At 72.0% G+C, this 16975-nt stretch carries 17 protein-coding genes; 15 read left to right on the plus strand and 2 right to left on the minus strand.

All coding sequences use genetic code 11. The features are described from left to right. The first annotated feature begins 36 nt into the window (after positions 1-36). From AB0G20_RS00265 to AB0G20_RS00285, 5 genes are all read left to right on the plus strand, one after another. Positions 37-408 (plus strand): signal peptidase I, encoded by a 372-nt coding sequence (locus AB0G20_RS00265; RefSeq protein ID WP_361293438.1) that lies wholly within the window; start codon positions 37-39, stop codon positions 406-408. 97 nt (positions 409-505) lie between these two features. After that, on the plus strand, positions 506-1423 hold the full coding sequence (gene htpX / locus AB0G20_RS00270; RefSeq protein ID WP_361293441.1) for a zinc metalloprotease HtpX: 918 nt from the start codon (positions 506-508) through the stop codon (positions 1421-1423). 7 nt (positions 1424-1430) lie between these two features. Next, positions 1431-2015, plus strand: a complete 585-nt coding sequence (locus AB0G20_RS00275; protein WP_361293444.1) for a hypothetical protein — start codon at positions 1431-1433, stop codon at positions 2013-2015. Positions 2016-2056: 41 nt separating this feature from the next. Then, the gene (locus tag AB0G20_RS00280) at positions 2057-3679 is read left to right on the plus strand and encodes an alpha/beta fold hydrolase (RefSeq protein WP_361293447.1); all 1623 of its coding nucleotides are present in this window, start codon (positions 2057-2059) and stop codon (positions 3677-3679) included. Between the two features lie 87 nt (positions 3680-3766). Continuing rightward, entirely contained in the window at positions 3767-4951 is a 1185-nt protein-coding gene (locus tag AB0G20_RS00285) for a winged helix DNA-binding domain-containing protein (RefSeq protein ID WP_361293450.1), read from the plus strand. Between the two features lie 242 nt (positions 4952-5193). On the opposite strand, the gene AB0G20_RS00290 is transcribed toward AB0G20_RS00285, so the two are convergent. Then, on the minus strand, positions 5194-5817 hold the full coding sequence (locus AB0G20_RS00290) for a TetR/AcrR family transcriptional regulator (RefSeq protein ID WP_361293453.1): 624 nt from the start codon (positions 5815-5817) through the stop codon (positions 5194-5196). A gap of 103 nt (positions 5818-5920) precedes the next feature. Between AB0G20_RS00290 and AB0G20_RS00295 the strand changes: the two genes are divergently transcribed. Continuing rightward, on the plus strand, positions 5921-6976 hold the full coding sequence (locus tag AB0G20_RS00295; protein WP_361293456.1) for an aldo/keto reductase: 1056 nt from the start codon (positions 5921-5923) through the stop codon (positions 6974-6976). Between the two features lie 59 nt (positions 6977-7035). On the opposite strand, the gene AB0G20_RS00300 is transcribed toward AB0G20_RS00295, so the two are convergent. Beyond that, complete coding sequence (locus tag AB0G20_RS00300; RefSeq protein ID WP_361293459.1) at positions 7036-7350, minus strand: hypothetical protein; 315 nt, start codon at positions 7348-7350, stop codon at positions 7036-7038. Between the two features lie 228 nt (positions 7351-7578). Here AB0G20_RS00300 and AB0G20_RS00305 point away from each other — a divergent pair, with 228 nt between their 5' ends. The 9 genes from AB0G20_RS00305 to AB0G20_RS00345 all read left to right on the plus strand — a co-directional run bounded on the left by AB0G20_RS00305 (position 7579) and on the right by AB0G20_RS00345 (position 16940). Next, a complete protein-coding gene (locus AB0G20_RS00305) occupies positions 7579-7938 on the plus strand; it encodes an arsenate reductase family protein (RefSeq protein WP_361293462.1) in 360 nt (119 codons plus the stop codon). 127 nt (positions 7939-8065) lie between these two features. Continuing rightward, positions 8066-8758, plus strand: coding sequence for a hypothetical protein (locus AB0G20_RS00310; RefSeq protein WP_361293465.1), 693 nt, complete (start codon positions 8066-8068; stop codon positions 8756-8758). A gap of 358 nt (positions 8759-9116) precedes the next feature. Then, on the plus strand, positions 9117-10148 hold the full coding sequence (gene glnII, locus AB0G20_RS00315) for a glutamine synthetase (RefSeq protein WP_361293468.1): 1032 nt from the start codon (positions 9117-9119) through the stop codon (positions 10146-10148). 88 nt (positions 10149-10236) lie between these two features. Continuing rightward, positions 10237-11175: a hypothetical protein gene (locus tag AB0G20_RS00320; protein WP_361293471.1), complete on the plus strand. Its 939-nt coding sequence runs from the start codon at positions 10237-10239 to the stop codon at positions 11173-11175. A gap of 330 nt (positions 11176-11505) precedes the next feature. Continuing rightward, positions 11506-12096 carry a winged helix-turn-helix domain-containing protein gene (locus tag AB0G20_RS00325; RefSeq protein WP_361293474.1) on the plus strand — a complete coding sequence of 197 codons (591 nt, stop codon included), beginning with the start codon at positions 11506-11508 and terminating at the stop codon, positions 12094-12096. A gap of 90 nt (positions 12097-12186) precedes the next feature. Beyond that, on the plus strand, positions 12187-13197 hold the full coding sequence (locus AB0G20_RS00330) for an SDR family oxidoreductase (protein WP_361293477.1): 1011 nt from the start codon (positions 12187-12189) through the stop codon (positions 13195-13197). Positions 13198-13285: 88 nt separating this feature from the next. Then, positions 13286-14545: a sensor histidine kinase gene (locus AB0G20_RS00335; RefSeq protein ID WP_361293480.1), complete on the plus strand. Its 1260-nt coding sequence runs from the start codon at positions 13286-13288 to the stop codon at positions 14543-14545. After that, a complete protein-coding gene (locus AB0G20_RS00340; RefSeq protein WP_361293483.1) occupies positions 14536-15189 on the plus strand; it encodes a response regulator transcription factor in 654 nt (217 codons plus the stop codon). Before AB0G20_RS00335 ends, AB0G20_RS00340 begins: the two co-directional genes overlap by 10 nt. 203 nt (positions 15190-15392) lie before the next feature. Further along, a complete protein-coding gene (locus AB0G20_RS00345) occupies positions 15393-16940 on the plus strand; it encodes a DUF1996 domain-containing protein (protein WP_361293486.1) in 1548 nt (515 codons plus the stop codon). Positions 16941-16975: the final 35 nt, after the last annotated feature.

Below are 16975 nucleotides of genomic sequence, written 5' to 3' on the forward strand. Positions count from 1 at the left end.
TATGGCGTCACGCGTCGACTGCTAGCGTCCGACCCCGTGAACGACCGTGTGTACGTGGGCAACGCCGGCAAGGACGCCGCGCTGGACCGGGGATGGATTCTCGGGCATTTCAAGGACGCCGGGGATCCGCGGCACAGCGAGGCCGTGGAGATCAAGTGGGGTGTTCATCCTCCGGGGGACGAGCGGGCGGAGTGGGTGCGCGGGGAGGAGCGCACCGCGCTGCTGGTGCTCGTCAGCGGGCGGTTCCGGGTCGAACTGCCCGGGCGCAGCGTGCTGCTGGAGCGGCAGGGGGACTACGTCGTGTGGGGGCGCGGGGTCGATCACTCGTGGGTCGCGGAGGAGGAGTCGGTCGTACTGACGGTGCGCTGGCCGTCCGTGCCGGGGTACGCGGTGGCCCCAAACGGCTGACGGCTTTGCCGGTCCTGGGGCCGATCGCGACCCGTTCATGGGGAGCCCCGGGTGCACACTGGCTGTGGGACGAGTGCGTGACTGCGGGGTGATGCAGATGCACAGCCGGTTCCGGAGCGATCGGCGGTTGACCACCCGGATGGGGGTCACGCTGTTCCTGCTCGGGTTGCTGTACGTGGCGTTCGTCGCCGCGTTGATCGTGCTGCTGAAGTCGTGGGTGCTGGTCGTGGTGATCGCGGCGGCGCTGCTCGGCGCGCAGTACTGGTTCTCCGACCGGATCGCGTTGTACGCCATGCGCGGGCGGGTCGTGGAGCGCGAGGAGTATCCCGAGCTGCACGCGGTGATCGACCGGCTGTGCGCCCTGGCCGACATGCCGAAGCCGGTGGTGGCCGTGTCCGGTATGGACATGCCGAACGCGTTCGCGACCGGGCGGAACCCCGATCACGCGGTGGTGTGTGTGACGACCGGGCTGCTGCGGCGGCTGGAGCCGGCCGAGCTGGAGGGCGTGCTCGCGCACGAGCTGTCGCACGTGGCGCACAAGGACGTCGCCGTGATCACCGTCGCGTCGTTCCTCGGGGTGCTCGCGGGGCTGATCGTGCGGTTCGCCTTCTACTCGCAGCTGTTCGGCGGGGGCAGGAGGGACCAGAACACGGCTGCCGTCCTCGCCGCGGTGATGGGTGTGGCGGCGGCCGTCTACGCGATCAGCTTCCTGCTGATCCGGGCCCTGTCCCGGTACCGGGAACTGGCCGCGGACCGTGCGGCCGCGCAGCTCACCGGCCGGCCCTCGGCGCTGGCCTCCGCGCTCACCAAGGTCACCGGCGACATCGCCCGCATCCCGACCAAGGACCTGCGCACCGCCCAGGCCTTCAACGCCTTCTACTTCACGCCGGCGCTGGGCCGCGAGCCCGGGATCGCACGGCTCTTCTCGACCCACCCGAGCCTGGAGCAGCGGCTCGGCCAGCTGGGCCGGATCTCCGCCGAACTGGGCGAGGCGGCGGCACCCGGAGGGGCGTGATCGACACATGGGGCTGCTGGACATCCTGCTCGGCCGGACGAAACCGGTCGTGGCGGATCTCGACCGGCTCTTCGCGCTGCCCTCGGCGGCCGTGACGCTGGAGGCCGCCGCGGGCTTCACGCCGACCGGGCAGGGCGCGGTGTGCTTCGCCACCGTCGAGGGCGCGGCCTTCGAGCAGTCTCACCGCGAGGTGCAGGCCCTGCTGGACGCCGACACCGACCGCGACGGCCCGCCGGTGGAGCTGCGGCAGGACGACTACGGCTACTCCTGGCTGGTCTCCCGCCGCGACCCCGGCCGGCTCTCCGCGCTCGTGAACGACCTGCACGCCGTGAACAGCCAGCTGGAGGTCAACGGGTTCGGCCCTCAGCTGCTGTGCTCCCTGGCCGGGTTCGAGGACCTCTCCGGCCGGCGGCTCGCGCTGGTCTACCTCTACAAGCGCGGTACGTTCTACCCGTTCGCGCCCCTGCCGGACGGCACGCAGCGGCGCGACAACGCACTCGAACTCCAGGTGCGGGCCGCGCTCTCCGACGATCTGCGCATCGAGCAGGATCTGAGCCGCTGGTTCCCGGTGTGGGGAGCGCCCGGACTGTGAGCGCCCCTCAGGGGGGCGGGGCCACGTGAGTGAATGGCCGCATGAGTGAGCTGATCCCCTTCACGCACGTCTTCGGCGGCGAACGGCTCAGCGGGCTGTCCAGCGGCGGCGGTGAGCCGGGCCGGGCGACGGTCGTGCTGTTGCACGGCGCGGGCAACGGCTGCAAGGAGCGGCTGGTGCCGCTGCTGGCGGAGTTCGCCGCCCACGGCTGCCACGCCCTCGCCTTCGACTTCTCGGGGCACGGGGAGAGCACCGGCCTGCTGCGGGAACTGAGCCTGCGCCGCCGCTTCGAACAGGCCGTCTCCGTCATCGACGCCCGGGCGCGCGTGGACGGGCCGCTGGTCCTGGTCGGGTTCAGCATGAGCGGCCAGACTGTGGCGGATCTCGTCGGGCACTACGGGGACCGGGTGGCGGCCCTGGGGCTGTGCGCGCCGGCGGTGTACGCGGGCGAGGCGTGGGACGCGCCGTTCGGCGCGGGCGACGGGCGGTTCAGCGAGATCATCCGCAGGCCCGGGAGCTGGCACGCTGCACCCGCGCTCGACGTCCTGCGAGGGTTCGAGGGAAGGGCCGTGCTCGCGGTGCCGGGCACGGACGAGGTCATCCCGCCCGCCGTGACGGAGGCGTTCTCCCAGGCGCTGGCCCGGCGCGCGCAGTTCACCCACTGGGAACTCCCCGACGCCGGGCACCGGTTGGGCGTGTGGTTCCGCGACCATCCCGACGACCGGAGGGAGTTCGTGACCGCCGTCCTGACCGGGCTCGGCGAGCAGGGCTGGACGGCGACCCGCGCATGGGTGGCCAAGCAGCTCCCGGAGGGCCGTACGGTTAGCACGTCGTCCTTTCTGACCGGCGGCTGGAGCGCCCAGATGCGGCGGCTCACCCTCGACGACGGCACCGAACTGGCGCTGCGGACCTTCGTGAAGCCCTTCTTCCGGCGGCATGCGACCGGGCTGCTGGCCCGCGAGGCGGAGATGCTCACGCTGCTGGCGGAGCAGGAGGGCGTGCCGGCCGCCGAGCTGATCGGCGTGGACGCGACCGGCGAACACTGCGACCATCCGTCCCTGTTGATGTCCGTGCTGCCGGGGCGGGTCCGGGTCGACGAGGAGGAACTCGACGCCCGGGTGGACCTGCTGGCGGGTCAACTGGCCCGCATCCACCGGGTCGTCCCCCGGGAGCGCCCGCGCGCGTACCAGGCGTGGACGTCGCCGGCGGCGGTCCCTCCGGGGTGGGAGCGGGCCGTGGATGTCATCCGCCGCGATCCCCCGCCCTACGACGGCTGCTTCCTGCACCGGGACTTCCACCCCGGGAACGTCCTGTTCACGGGTGCGGGGGCCGGTCTGCGGGTCAGTGGTGTCGTCGACTGGGTGGAGACCTCGTGGGGGCCCGCCGACCTGGACGTCGCCCACTGCTCCACGGCACTCGCGCTGCTGCACGGCCCCGAGTACGGCATCGGTTTCCGGGAGCGCTACGAGGCCCGGGGCGGGCGCCGCCTGGCCGACGGCCCGGAGCATCTGTACTGGCGGCTGCTCGACGCCCTGGCCTACGTCCCCGACGCGGCGAAGCTGGCGGGGCCGTGGCGGGAGCTGGGCCGGACCGACCTGACGCCAAAGGTGCTGGGCGGGCGGCTGGAGGCGTATGTGACGGAGCTGCTGGAGCGGTACGCCTGAGGCGTGCAGGCCGGTCGGGGCCGGTTGTCAGTGGCGTCCGCGATGATGAGCGGTGGGGTCGGAGGCACCTGAGGAGTGGAGGCCGGCATGGGCGGGGCGCGGTACATCGGCGTGGCGGAGCGGCGGGCCCGGCTCGCACTGCGTCAGCGGCTGGCCGGGCAGGCTCGGGTGGAGACGCCCGAGGAGGTCGCCGGTGCGCTGGTCGCGCTGCACGGCACGGACCCGGCGACGGTGTATCTGGCCGTGGGCGCGCGGCTCGCGGACCCCGCCGGGACCGTCGAGGAGACGGGGCGGGCCCTGTACGAGGACCGTTCCCTGGTGCGGATGCACGGCATGCGGCACACGGTGTTCGTGTTCCCCACCCGCCTGACGGCCGTCGTGCACGCCTCGACGGGTCTGGCGGTCGCCGCCCGGGAGAGGGCCTCGCTGCTCAAGCACATGGCGACGGCCGGGGCGCCGGACGCGGCCTGGCTGAAGGAGGTCGAGGAATCGACGCTGGCGGCGCTCGCCCGGCGTGGCCAGGCGACGGCGGCCGAACTCGCCCAGGACGAGCCGCGTCTGCGGGAGCAGTTCGTGTACGCGCCCGGGAAGAGCTACGAGGGGACGCACACGGTCTCGACCCGGCTGCTGAGGGTGCTGGGCGTCGAGGGGAAGGTCGTGCGCGGCCGGCCGCTCGGCTCCTGGACGTCCGGCCAGTTCCGCTGGGCCGTGGCACCCGAGCACGCCGAACGGGACACGGCCGAGGCGCAGGCGGAGCTTCTCGGACGGTGGCTCGCCGCGTGCGGCCCGGCGACCGAGGCCGATCTGAAGTGGTGGACGGGCTGGCGCGTGACGGAGGTCCGCAGGGCCCTGACCGCGATCGGAGCGGAGCCGGTGTCGCTGGATGAGGGGACGGGATACGTGGCCGCGGGCGACGCCGGCCCGGCGCCGTCACCCGAGGAGCCCTGGGCCGCGCTGCTGCCCGGCCTCGACCCGACGGCGATGGGGTGGCAGCAGCGCGACTGGTATCTGGCCCCGGAGCTGCGGCCCCGGTTGTTCGACGGCAGCGGCAACGTCGGGCCGACGGTGTGGTGGAACGGGCGGGTGGTCGGCGGCTGGGCCCAGCGGCCCGGCGGGGAGATCACCTGGCGGATCCTCGACGAGGAGGGCATCGGCCGGGAGGCCCGCGCGGCGATCGAGTCGGAGGCGGAGCGGCTCAGCGGCTGGGTGGGGACGACCAGGATCACCCCGCGCTTCCGCACACCACTGGAGAAGGAGCTGGCGGCGGGCTGAGCGGGTCGGCCCGGGCGGGCGGGCCCGAGCACCGGGCATGCACGCGTGACGCGCACGGCACCGGACGGAGGCGTCCGAGGCCGCGGGCGGCGCCGACCGCGCGCACGGGACCCGGGTGATCCCGCACAGACGTCCGAACGAGACCCCGGCAGCACCACGGCCGGGCGACCGCGAAACCCTGCGGCACATCGCCCGGGCGGCCGCGAAACCGGCGGCAGGGCGGGACACGCACGGGACCCGGCCTACACCCCGCCCCCGTCTCGTGCGTACACCCCCGCTCGCGCCGCCGTCACCGCGGCCTCGGCGGCCCGGGTGGCCGTGGTCTCGTCGAGCGGGCCCCCGCTGATCAGCAGGTGGTAGTAGAGCGGGGCGGAGACGGCGCGAACCACCTCGTGCGCGTCGGTGCCCTCGGGTACCTCGCCCCGGTCGACGGCCTGCCGGACACAGGGAGCCCATTCCCTGACTCGGATGTCGTAGAAGCGGTGCAGTGCCGCGGCCGTTCTCGCGTCGCCGGTCGCGGCGGCGATCAGCGCCTTGAACAACGGCCCCTGCCGAGGATCCGTCAACGTGCGTTGGACGAGGCGGGCGTTGGCCGTCAGGTCTCCGAGCAGCGAGCCGGTCTCGGTGCGCGGCGCGGACTGTTCGGCCATGTCCTGGAGGAGGTCGGCCACCAGTGCGGCCACCGTTCCCCAGCGGCGGTAGACCGTCGTCTTGCCCACGCCGGCCCGGCGAGCGACGTCGGCCAGGTCCAGGCCGGTGAGGCCCTGCTCGGTCAGGGCGTCCTCGGCCGCTCGCAGCACCGCCTCCCGCACGCGCGCCGTGCGCCCCCCGGGCCGTACGGTCCCCGGCTCGCCTCCGTCAGCCATAACGGCACTCCTGTTTCATTAGCGACCTCACCCTGCTACCTTAGTGACCACTAACGGAACCATAGACCCATTAGACAGAGGGCGTTCCCGAGAGGGGTCCGAGATGGAATACAGGCGATTGGGCGCGTCGGGGCTCATGGTCCCGGCGCTGAGCTTCGGAGCCGGCACCTTCGGCGGGCGGGGTCCGCTCTTCGGCGCATGGGGCACGACCGACGCGCAGCAGGCGCGCCGCCTGGTGGACATCTGCCTGGACGCCGGGATCACGATGTTCGACACCGCCGACGTCTACTCCGCCGGCGCGTCCGAGGAGGTGCTGGGGGAAGCGATCAAGGGCCGCCGCGACCAGGTGATCCTCTCCACCAAGACGAGCCTGCCGATGGGGGACGGACCGGGCGACGCGGGCTCCTCCCGCTCCCGGCTGATCCGCGCCTGCGAGGACGCCCTGCGCCGGCTCGGCACGGACCACCTCGACCTCTTCCAGCTGCACGCCTTCGACGCCGGGACGCCGGTCGAAGAGGTGCTGGCCGCGCTCGACTCGCTGGTCCAGGCGGGCAAGGTGCGCTACACCGGCGTCTCCAACTTCTCCGGCTGGCAGGTGATGAAGTCCCTCGCGGCCGCCGAGCGGCACGGCCGTCCCCGCTATGTGGCGCACCAGGTGTACTACTCCCTGATCGGCCGCGACTACGAGTGGGAGCTGATGCCGCTCGCCCTCGACCAGGGCCTCGGCGCGATCGTCTGGAGCCCGCTCGGCTGGGGGCGGCTCACCGGCAAGGTCCGCCGCGGCACCCCGATCCCGCCCGGCAGCCGCCTGCACCGCACCGCCGACTACGGCCCGCCCGTCTCCGACGAGCACCTCTACGACGTGGTCGACGCCCTGGACGAGATCGCGCGGGAGACGGGCAAGGCGGTGCCGCAGATCGCCCTCAACTGGCTGCTGCGGCGACCGACCGTGTCCTCCGTCCTCATCGGCGCCCGCGACGAGCGGCAGTTGCGCCAGAACCTCGGCGCCGTCGGCTGGAGCCTCACCCCCGAGCAGGTGGCGAAACTCGACGCGGCGAGCCACCGCCCGGCGCCGTACCCCTACTTCCCCTACGAGCGCCAGGAGGGCTTCGCCCGCCTGAACCCGCCGGCGGTCACGGCGCCCGGCCGGGCCGCATGAGCGAGCGCCGGGCACCCCGCGAAGGGGTACCCGGCGCTCCGGTCGTGGGCTGCCTCGACTCAGCGTGCGTACCGCATGAACGCGCGCACCATGTGGCACGTCGTGTCCGACGGCGGGTGGACGCCGATCAGTTCCGCCGTGTCGCGGATCGTCTCGTTGCGGGCCTGGTTCGGCATGTAGACGCCCGAGTCGAGCAGGGCGATGGCGAGGCGCATCGCCTTGAGGCGGCGGTTGTGCGTCACGTACCACTGGCGCGGCCGGCCCGGCGGCAGCGGCCGCTTCTCCACGGGCACGTACGGCAGGTCGAGCTGGACGGGGCGCTTCGCGGTGGACTGGGTGGGCAACGGCTTCGACTTCAGGGCGGCAGCGGGCACAGGCATCCTCCTGTCGCGGTCGGGCGGCTCACCGAAGACGTCGGCATCCCCGGCGCCACCCTCGAACACTGCTTACAGTTTACCGCCGGGCACTGACAACGGGGAGTCCGCAGAGTCCAGCAAACGCCCAGGTGAGCCGGGGAATTGACGTCACGTCACGGCAGGTCCGGGAGGTGCGGGTGGGGCGTCAGGAAATCGAACAAGCTGGTCGGCGCGTACCGTGCACACATGGAGATCTGGATCAATCCCGCGTGTTCGAAGTGCCGCAGCGCCCTGACGCTGCTCGACGCCGAGGGCGCCGACTACACCGTCCGCCGCTACCTGGAGGACGTGCCGAGCGAGGACGAGATCCGCGGCGTGCTCGAGCGCCTCGGTCTCGACCCCTGGGACATCACCCGCACCCAGGAGGCCGACGCCAAGGAGCTCGGACTCAAGGAGTGGCCGCGGGACGCCGGTTCGCGCGATCGCTGGATCACGGCGCTGGCCGAGCACCCGAAGCTGATCCAGCGCCCGATCATCACCGCGGACGACGGCACGGCAGTGGTCGGCCGCACCGACGAGGCCGTACGGGACGCCCTGTCGCGCTGACGCACTGACGACCCGCCGGCCTGCCTGTGGCACAGGTCACTTGAGTGACTCCTGTAACCGCTGAGTAACCTCGTTCGGTATCTCGTACATAGCGGCGTACGCTCCCCTACCTCTTCAGGAGGCGCGCATGTCGCGCAGGAGAACGCTCGGCACGAAGAAGAAGCTCGCACTGCTGGTGAGTGCGGCGACGGTGGCGGGAGGCGGGGCCTTCGTCATGGCGAGCACGTCGAACGCCGCCCAGACCCCCAAGTCGGCGTCGGAATCGACCGTCTGCCTGGGTCTCGCCACCGCCCTCGGCAACAATCAGAAGTTCATCGCGGACCAGCGGGCCAACCCCGACGCGCAGTCCGAGGCGCGGATCGCCAACCGCGAGGCGGTCGTCGCGGAGATCAAGCGGAAGCAGGAGGCGTCGGGGTGCGCTGTCGGGGAGTCGGCTCAGGACTCCCAGACCGCGCAGCCGTCGCAGCCCGCCCAGTCGGCACAGCCCTCGGACCCCGCCGCATCGGCACAGCCCTCGCAGCCCGCCGAGTCCGCCCCCGCCGCCGACCCCGGTGGCGGTGCCGCGGCTTCGGGGCAGCAGGTGTGCAACGGCTCCACGGTCACGCTCTCCGGCGAGGGCGGTGCGCCCGCCGCGTCCAGCAACCAGTTCCCGGCCGGCACGAAGCTGAAGGTCACCAACCTGGACAACAACAAGTCCACGACGGTGGAGGTCACTTCGGTCTCCGGCAGCTGTGCGCTGCTCAACAACGCGGCCTTCGAACAGGTCCGTGAGCCCGGCAAGTTCCTGATCCGCCGGGCCCTGATCGAGAAGGTGGGGTGAGGCCGTACGACCCGTTGAATCGATGAGGCGGCGGCCACCCCCTCGGCCGCCCCTCGTACGTGTCACCGGTCCTGCTGCCCCCGGCCAGGGGCAGCAGGACCGGCGCGTCCGGAACGTGCGGCGCCGGTCACCGGCTTGACGGAGGGGAGCCGGTGACCGGCGCCGCCTCCGGCAAAAACGCCCTCTCTGCGTGAAGTGCGGCACAGCATCACCAGGTAACACGGGGTTCACATTCGAGCAATGGCCGGGAAATCGCCTGTTGCGAGGCTGCCGGGCGGCAACAGACGCGGCGCCTCGGTGCCGCGGCGCCGCAGCACCCGCGATACGCGCCCAGACACACCCCCGAAGGATGTGGCCCGTGACCTTCAAGGCTGAGTACATCTGGATCGACGGCACCGAGCCGACGGCCAAACTGCGCTCCAAGACCAAGATCATCGCGGGCGCCCCCGCCGGTCTCGACGCGCTGCCGATCTGGGGCTTCGACGGGTCCTCCACCAACCAGGCCGAGGGCCACGCCTCGGACTGTGTGCTCAAGCCGGTCTTCTCCTGCCCGGACCCGATCCGCGGTGGCGACGACATCCTCGTGCTGTGCGAGGTCCTGAACATCGACCTCACCCCGCACGCCAGCAACACCCGTGCGGCGCTGGCCGAGGTCGCGGAGAAGTTCGCGGCGCAGGAGCCGATCTTCGGCATCGAGCAGGAGTACACGTTCTTCAAGGACGGCTACCCGCTCGGCTTCCCCAAGGGCGGCTTCCCGGCCCCCCAGGGCGGCTACTACTGCGGTGTCGGCGCCGATGAGATCTTCGGCCGTGACGTCGTCGAGGCCCACCTGGACAACTGCCTGAAGGCCGGTCTGGCCATCTCCGGCATCAACGCCGAGGTCATGCCCGGCCAGTGGGAGTTCCAGGTCGGCCCGGTCTCCCCGCTGGAGGTCTCCGACCACCTGTGGGTGGCGCGCTGGCTGCTCTACCGCACCGCCGAGGACTTCGACGTCGCCGCCACCCTCGACCCCAAGCCGGTCAAGGGCGACTGGAACGGCGCCGGTGCGCACACCAACTTCTCGACCAAGGCGATGCGCGAGGGCTACGACGCGATCATCACCGCGGCCGAGTCCCTCGGTGAGGGCTCCAAGCCGCTCGACCACGTCAAGAACTACGGCGCCGGCATCGACGACCGCCTGACCGGTCTGCACGAGACCGCCCCGTGGAACGAGTACTCCTACGGCGTCTCCAACCGCGGCGCCTCGGTCCGTATCCCGTGGCAGGTCGAGAAGGACGGCAAGGGCTACATCGAGGACCGCCGTCCGAACGCCAACGTCGACCCGTACGTGGTGACCCGTCTGCTCGTCGACACCTGCTGCTCGGCGCTGGAGAAGGCCGGCCAGGTCTGACCGGCGCGCTTCATCGCTCCCGAGGGGCGCTCACCGTTCGCGGTGGGCGCCCCCTCGCGTTGTCAGTGGGGCGTGCCATGGTGAGGGCATGGAGATGATCGACGGGGGCCTCGCGGTCAAGGTGCTGACGGAGAGCGGGCGGACGTACGCGCGGGTTTCGGCGCGGGAGCTGCGCGAGCTGGTGGAGCGAATCGGCGGTGCCGACGACCACTTCCTCGTCGTGCAGCGCATACCGGACCGGCCACTGGTCTTCATCCAGACGGCCCACGACGAGGGCGGCGTCTACGACCTCCAGCACCGCACGGGCTCCGTCCCGCACCTGTGGGTGGCGCGGGTGACCGACCCCGGCCTCGTCGCCGAGGTGATGGTGCGCTGGGCGCGGCAGGAGGACGGCTGGGACGCCGGAGTCACCTGGGAGCGCGAGGAGTTCGGGCTGCCCGAGAAGCCTCCCGCGCTCGCGCCCGAGGTCGCCGCGCGGGCCGAGGGGTACGTCCGCGGGATGCTCCGGGACGGATACGCGGGCATCGAGGCGCTGATCCGCGAGACCGTGTATCTGATGGAGGACGGGGAGGACTCCTCGCCCATATCCCCGGCGCAGGCCCGCGAGATCGTCGAGCGGCTGTGGGTGGAGCAGGTCGACGAGCAGGAGGCGTGGACCGGGCCGACCGATCCGGACCGGCTGGAGCGGGCCTTCGCGGCCCTGGAGGAGGGCGGGATCATCGCCCGTGAGGACTTCACCTGCTGCCGGGGCTGCGGCATGACGGAGATCGGCGCGGAAGTGGACGACGCGTCGACGGTGCGCGGCTTCGTCTTCTTCCACCGCCAGGGCACCCGCGCGGCGGCGGAGGGCCACGGTCTGTCGCTGTACTACGGGGGGTTCGACGGCTCCGAGCAGACCACCACGGCCGTCGGCCACGAGGTCGTCGCGGCGCTGACGTCGGCCGGCCTGTCCACGGAGTGGGACGGCGACCCCGGCAAGGCCATCGACGTCACCCCGCTGGAGTGGCGCAAGCGCCTGGTGGGATGAGGACCTGACGGGCCTGTCGGCCGGCCGGCAGGTGTCCAAGCAGTGAGAGAAGGCTCCCGGCGGGCGAGCGCCTCTGCTTCAATGGGCCCATGGCCAGCTTCCAGAAGTACACCGCGACGGGTCGCCATGACCTCGAGCCCTTCTGGCCGTCCCGCCAGGACCACGATTTCGACCGGGTGTGTTGCCGCGCGATGAACGCGCGGGCCCTCTAAAGCCGTACACCCCGGCCTTCGGCCAGCGCGAACCGCGTACGTCCCTCGGCGAGCCCGACCACGAATCGCGGCCGTCGACCTCCCCGACGAACTCCTCGCGCGAAAGAGCTGACCTCTCATGGCGACCACTCGTTCTCTGTCCACCGCCGCCCCTCTCAAGGCCCCCGCGCCGCACGGCCCCCGGCATCGGCTGCGCGCCGTCGACCGGGACGAGGTGGTGACGGTCGCGGACCTCCTCCCGCCGGGCGCCACCTGGCTGCCGGCGCCGCAGCACACCCTGCCCACGCTGCCGGGGCAGCCGCCGATGATCGGCTACCTGGTGCTCGTCCCGGCCGACCAGCAGCCGCCGTTCCCGGTGGCGGTGCCCGACCTGCCGCAGGCCGCCGGCCCGGAAACCGCTGCCGAGCCCGGCGGCGAGCCGCTGATCCGCGTCGACACCGTGCAGCGCACCGCCCGGGTGGCCGGGCAGCCGCTCGACCTCACGTACCTGGAGTTCGAGCTGCTGGCGCACCTCGTGGCGCACCCGGGCCGGGTGCACACCCGCGACCAGCTGGTCGGCACGGTGTGGGGCTACGGGCACGTGGGTGACGGCCGCACGGTCGACGTCCACATCGCCCGCCTGCGCCGCAAGCTGGGTGCGGAGCACCGCGACACGATCCGCACCGTGCGCCGCGTGGGCTACAAGTACGTGCCGCCGACGGCGCACTGAGGCGCGCGCCCGTCCCGCCCCCGCTCCGTCCTGTCTGCTGACAGCAGATCACCGTTCCCTCCCCTCGCCCCACCGGGCAGAGTCACCGGCATGAGACTTCTGATGCTGGGTGGTACGGAGTTCGTGGGGCGGGCCGTCGTGGAGGCGGCGCTGGGGCGGGGCTGGGACGTGACCGTCTTCCACCGAGGGCGGCACGACGCGCCGCCGGGCGTGCGGTCGCTGCTCGGCGACCGCACCGCGCCCGGCGGTCTCGCCGCCCTCGCCGACGACCCGGGCGAGTGGGACGTCGTCGTCGACACGTGGTCGGCTGCGCCCCGCGCGGTGCGGGACTCGGCGCGGCTGCTGCGGGGCCGCGCCGGCCGGTACGTGTACGTGTCGAGCTGTTCGGTGTACGCGTGGGCCCCGCCCGCCGGGTACGACGAGAACGCGCCCCTGGCGGAGGGGGCGTCGGCCGACGCGGAGCAGACCGCGTACCCGCAGGACAAGCGGGGCGGTGAACTGGCCGTGCTGGACGCCTTCGGCGCGGACCGGTCGGTGCTCGTACGGTCCGGGCTGATCCTCGGCCCGTACGAGAACATCGGCCGGCTGCCCTGGTGGCTGGGCCGGACGGCGCGCGGCGGTCCGGTGCTGGCGCCGGGCCCGCGTGAACTGCCCCTGCAGTACGTGGACGTCCGCGACCTGGCCGAGTGGATCCTGCTCGCGGCCGAGCGGGAGCTGAGCGGGCCGTACAACCTGGTCAGTCCGCAGGGGCACACCACCATGGGCGAATTGCTCGACGCCTGTGTCCGGGTCACCGGCGGTGACGCCGAGCTCCGCTGGACCGAGCCCGGGGTGATCCTGGAGGCGGGCATCGAGCCGTGGACCGACTTGCCGGTGTGGGTGCCGCCGGGCAGCGACCTGTACGACGCCCTGCACAGCGCGGACGTCTCCCGGGCGGTCGGGGCCGGGCTGGTCTGCCGGCCCGTCGAGGAGACCGTGGCGGACACCTGGCGGTGGCTCCAGGACCTCGGGGGCGTGGTGCCCCAGCGCCCGGACCGGCCGCGCTCGGGCCTCGATCCGGAGGTGGAGGCGAAGGTACTGGCGTCCGGCGCCAGTACCTGAACGACCCGTCCGGGGTGTACCCAGCACCACCCCCGGCCGGGTGTCCCGGCCCCGTGACCCGGCACGTCCGCTCGGCGAGACTGACGCCATGACCATGGACACGAAGAACGGCAACGGGCGGACGACAGGGCGGGGCATCGGGCTCGCCGCGGTGCGGGGGCTCGCGCTGGCCCTCGTCTCCCTGCCGGGGGCGGTGCTGTGCTTCTGCCTGTCCCTGGTCTCGATCGCGCTCATCCCGATCGGGGTCGGGCTCGTCACGACGCCGTACGTACTGACGGGGGTGCGGGCGTTCGCGAACGCCCGGCGGGTGCTCGCGGCGGAGTGGGGCGGGGTGCGGATCCCCCCGGCGTACCGGCCGCTGCCGGAGGACGCCAACCCCTGGGCGCGCACCTTCGGCATGCTGCGCGACCCGGCGACCTGGCGGGACCTGCGGTGGCTGCCGGTCGACATGACCGCCGGGTTCGTCACCGCGCTGCTGCCGGCCGTGCTGCTGCTCTATCCGCTGGAGGGGTTCGCGCTCGCCATCGGGCTGTGGCGGGTCTTCCCCGACGGGTACTGGTACGGGTTCGTGCCGGTGACGGGCCAGGCGTCCGCCTTCGGCGCGGCGGCCCTGGGTCTGGTGCTGCTGTTCCTCGCGCACTTCCTCACCCCGCGCCTGCTGGACGTCCACTTCCGGCTCACCCGGGCCGTGCTCGGCACTGACCAGGGCGAACTGGCCGAGCGGGTGCGGGTGCTGACCGAGACCCGGCGCGACGCCGTCGACGCCTCCGCCGCCGAATTGCGGCGCATCGAGCGGGACCTGCACGACGGGGCCCAGGCCCGGCTGGTCGCCGTCGGCATGGACCTCGGCACCATCGAGGCGCTCCTCGACAAGGACCCGGCGCAGGCCAAGGAGCTGATCGCGCAGACCCGCAAGTCCTCGGTGGAGGCGCTGTCCGAGCTGCGCGAGCTGGTGCGCGGCATCCACCCGCCGGTCCTCGCCGAGCGCGGCCTGGGCGACGCGGTACGGGCGCTGGCGCTGCGGCTGCCGGTGGCCACCGAGGTGAGCGTGGATCTGCCCGGGCGGGCCCAGGCGCCCGTGGAGTCGGCCGCGTACTTCGCCGTGAGCGAGGTGCTCACCAACGCCGTGAAGCACTCGGACGCCGACCGGATCTGGGTCGACCTGCACCAGGCGGACGGCATGCTCCGGGCGACCGTCACGGACAACGGCAAGGGCGGTGCGGTGATCGGGGCCGGTTCGGGACTGGCCGGGGTCGAGCGGCGACTGGGTACATTCGACGGCGTCCTGGCCGTCAGCAGCCCCGTCGGCGGCCCCACCATGGTCACCATGGAGATCCCTTGCGCGTAGTCCTGGCCGAAGACCTCTTCCTGCTGCGCGACGGGCTCGTCCGGCTGCTGCAGGCGCACGGCTTCGAGATCGCGGCGGCCGTCGAGACCGGCCCCGAACTGGCCGCCGCGCTGGCCGAGCTGGACCCGGACGTCGCCGTGGTCGACGTACGCCTGCCGCCCACGCACACCGACGAAGGCCTGCAGTGCGCGCTCGACGCCCGCAGGAAACGGCCCGGACTGCCGGTGCTGGTGCTCTCCCAGCACGTGGAGCAGCTGTACGCGCGTGAGTTGCTCGCCGACGGCAGCGGCGGGGTCGGCTATCTGCTGAAGGACCGGGTGTTCGACGCCGAGCAGTTCGTGGACGCCGTACGACGGGTCGCCGCCGGTGGTACGGCGATGGACCCGCAGGTCATCCAGCAGTTGCTGGCCCGCCGGTCGGGCGACGACCGGCCGCTGGCGCGGCTGACGCCCCGGGAGCGGGAGGTGCTGGAGCTGATGGCGCAGGGCCGGACCAACGCGGCGATCGTCGGGAAACTGGTCGTGACGGAACGGGCGATCGCCAAGCACACCGCCAACATCTTCGCCAAACTGGGGCTGGAGGTCTCGGACGACGACAACCGTCGCGTGCTGGCGGTTCTCGCGTATCTCGACCACGGCCGGTGAAACCGGACCCGCACGTTCACCCAGCGTGGATGATCAACAACTCCCGGTGCTCCAGCGGCTGTTGAGAACACAGAGTCCTCACGAATCTCGCATCAATTTCCGGGACCCCTGAACACCCGTGGGACGCCCTCCGTATGGAAGGGCGCCGCTTCACTCCTGTCGGGCGCCTCGATGCCCCCGAAAAAGGAAGTCAGAGGAGTTCCATGGGACGCAACACAAGAAAACGCCGTACGCCGCTGGCCACCAAGGCCATTGCCGCATCGGCGGCCCTAGCGCTCGGTGGGGGCGGGCTGATCTGGGCGAACTTCTATGCCTCGGCGCATGAGGAGAACTCGGCGAACCAGACGAAGTCCGCGGGCGCACAGATCGCCACGATCCAGTGCCCGGACGTAGGACAGAAGCTGACCGACGTGCCGGACGGTGCTCGCCAGGGGGTGGACAAGGAGCTGGCCAACCTGGACAAGCAGATCAGCGAGGCCTACACCCGTCTCGCCTCCACGCGTCAGGCCCAGGCCGGTGACTCGGGCTTCGTCGACAACGCCATCCTCGGCCCGCTGAAGTCGAAGCGGACCGCGGTCATCGACCGGATCGGCATCAACATCCGGCGGGTGGGCGGACAGGCCCCGGCCAACCTCGAGCAGCTGGCCACGTGCCAGGGCATGGCCGCCGAAGCCAACACCAATGACGGCCAGGCCGGCGGTGATCAGAACCAGGACGGCCAGAACCAGGACGGCCAGAACCAGGACGGCCAGGACCAGGGCGGCCAGGACCAGGGCGGCCAGGACCAGGGCGGTCAGGACCAGGGCGGCAACGGCGGGCAGGCCGACAACGGCCCGGCGGCGGACGACTTCATCAACATCGAGGACGTCCAGCCCAACTCCCGCAACCTGCCGAACGGTCTCGCCGCGAACGGTGACGGCGGTTCCACGGGCTCGTTCACCACGAACTGCGGCACCAACGAGAACGAGAACCGCAACTCGGACAACGTGATCGTCGCGCCCGGTGTCTCCAACGGCGCGCAGCACCAGCACGACTACGTCGGCAACCAGAGCAACGACGCCTTCGCGAGCGACGAGGACCTGGCCAACGCCGAGACGACCTGCCAGAACCAGGGCGACAAGTCGTCGTACTTCTGGCCGGTGCTGCGTATCCAGGACGGTTCGGACGACATCGACGCGGGTCAGCCCGGCGGTGGCCAGGACGGCAACGTCGGCAAGATCGTCGAGCCCGCCGAGGCGCAGCTGAAGTTCGTCGGCAACCGGACGAGCGACGTCGTCGCCATGCCGAAGGCCCTGCGCATCATCACCGGTGACGCCAAGTCCCTCACCAACGGCCTGAACAACGCCAACACCTCCTGGAGCTGCACCGGCTTCGAGGACCGGCAGGTGACGGACAAGTACCCGCTCTGCCCCGAGGGCAGCTCCGTGGTGCGGACGTCCAACTTCCAGAGCTGCTGGGACGGCCAGAACATCGACAGCGCCAACCACCGCACCCACGTCGACTTCGTCGAGGCGGACGGCAGCTGCTCGAACGGCTTCCAGGCCATCCCCCAGCTCCAGGTCCGCCTGGTCTACGACGTCCAGGCGCCGCAGATCAACAACGGGCAGGTGCAGAACGCCTTCGCGGTGGACTCCTTCCCGGAGCAGCTGCACAAGGCGATCACCGACCACAACGACTTCATCAACTTCTTCGACGAGAACGTGATGAACGAGATGGTCCAGTGCATCAACAACGGCGAGGACTGCCAGTAAGTCCGGACCCGATCATGCGGAAAGCCGGCGGTGGG

The organism is Streptomyces sp. NPDC024017 (assembly GCF_040638895.1).
Classification (GTDB): domain Bacteria; phylum Actinomycetota; class Actinomycetes; order Streptomycetales; family Streptomycetaceae; genus Streptomyces.

Coding starts and splice junctions, on each gene's coding strand:
- AB0G20_RS00280 (WP_361293447.1), top strand. CDS start 2,057: ATGAGTGAGCTGATCCCCTTCACGCACGTCTTCGGCGGCGAACGGCTC.
- AB0G20_RS00295 (WP_361293456.1), top strand. CDS start 5,921: ATGGAATACAGGCGATTGGGCGCGTCGGGGCTCATGGTCCCGGCGCTG.
- htpX (WP_361293441.1), top strand. CDS start 506: ATGCACAGCCGGTTCCGGAGCGATCGGCGGTTGACCACCCGGATGGGG.
- AB0G20_RS00320 (WP_361293471.1), top strand. CDS start 10,237: ATGGAGATGATCGACGGGGGCCTCGCGGTCAAGGTGCTGACGGAGAGC.
- AB0G20_RS00335 (WP_361293480.1), top strand. CDS start 13,286: ATGACCATGGACACGAAGAACGGCAACGGGCGGACGACAGGGCGGGGC.
- AB0G20_RS00290 (WP_361293453.1), bottom strand. CDS start 5,817: ATGGCTGACGGAGGCGAGCCGGGGACCGTACGGCCCGGGGGGCGCACG.
- AB0G20_RS00310 (WP_361293465.1), top strand. CDS start 8,066: ATGTCGCGCAGGAGAACGCTCGGCACGAAGAAGAAGCTCGCACTGCTG.
- AB0G20_RS00330 (WP_361293477.1), top strand. CDS start 12,187: ATGAGACTTCTGATGCTGGGTGGTACGGAGTTCGTGGGGCGGGCCGTC.
- AB0G20_RS00275 (WP_361293444.1), top strand. CDS start 1,431: ATGGGGCTGCTGGACATCCTGCTCGGCCGGACGAAACCGGTCGTGGCG.
- AB0G20_RS00325 (WP_361293474.1), top strand. CDS start 11,506: ATGGCGACCACTCGTTCTCTGTCCACCGCCGCCCCTCTCAAGGCCCCC.
- AB0G20_RS00345 (WP_361293486.1), top strand. CDS start 15,393: ATGGGACGCAACACAAGAAAACGCCGTACGCCGCTGGCCACCAAGGCC.
- AB0G20_RS00285 (WP_361293450.1), top strand. CDS start 3,767: ATGGGCGGGGCGCGGTACATCGGCGTGGCGGAGCGGCGGGCCCGGCTC.
- AB0G20_RS00305 (WP_361293462.1), top strand. CDS start 7,579: ATGGAGATCTGGATCAATCCCGCGTGTTCGAAGTGCCGCAGCGCCCTG.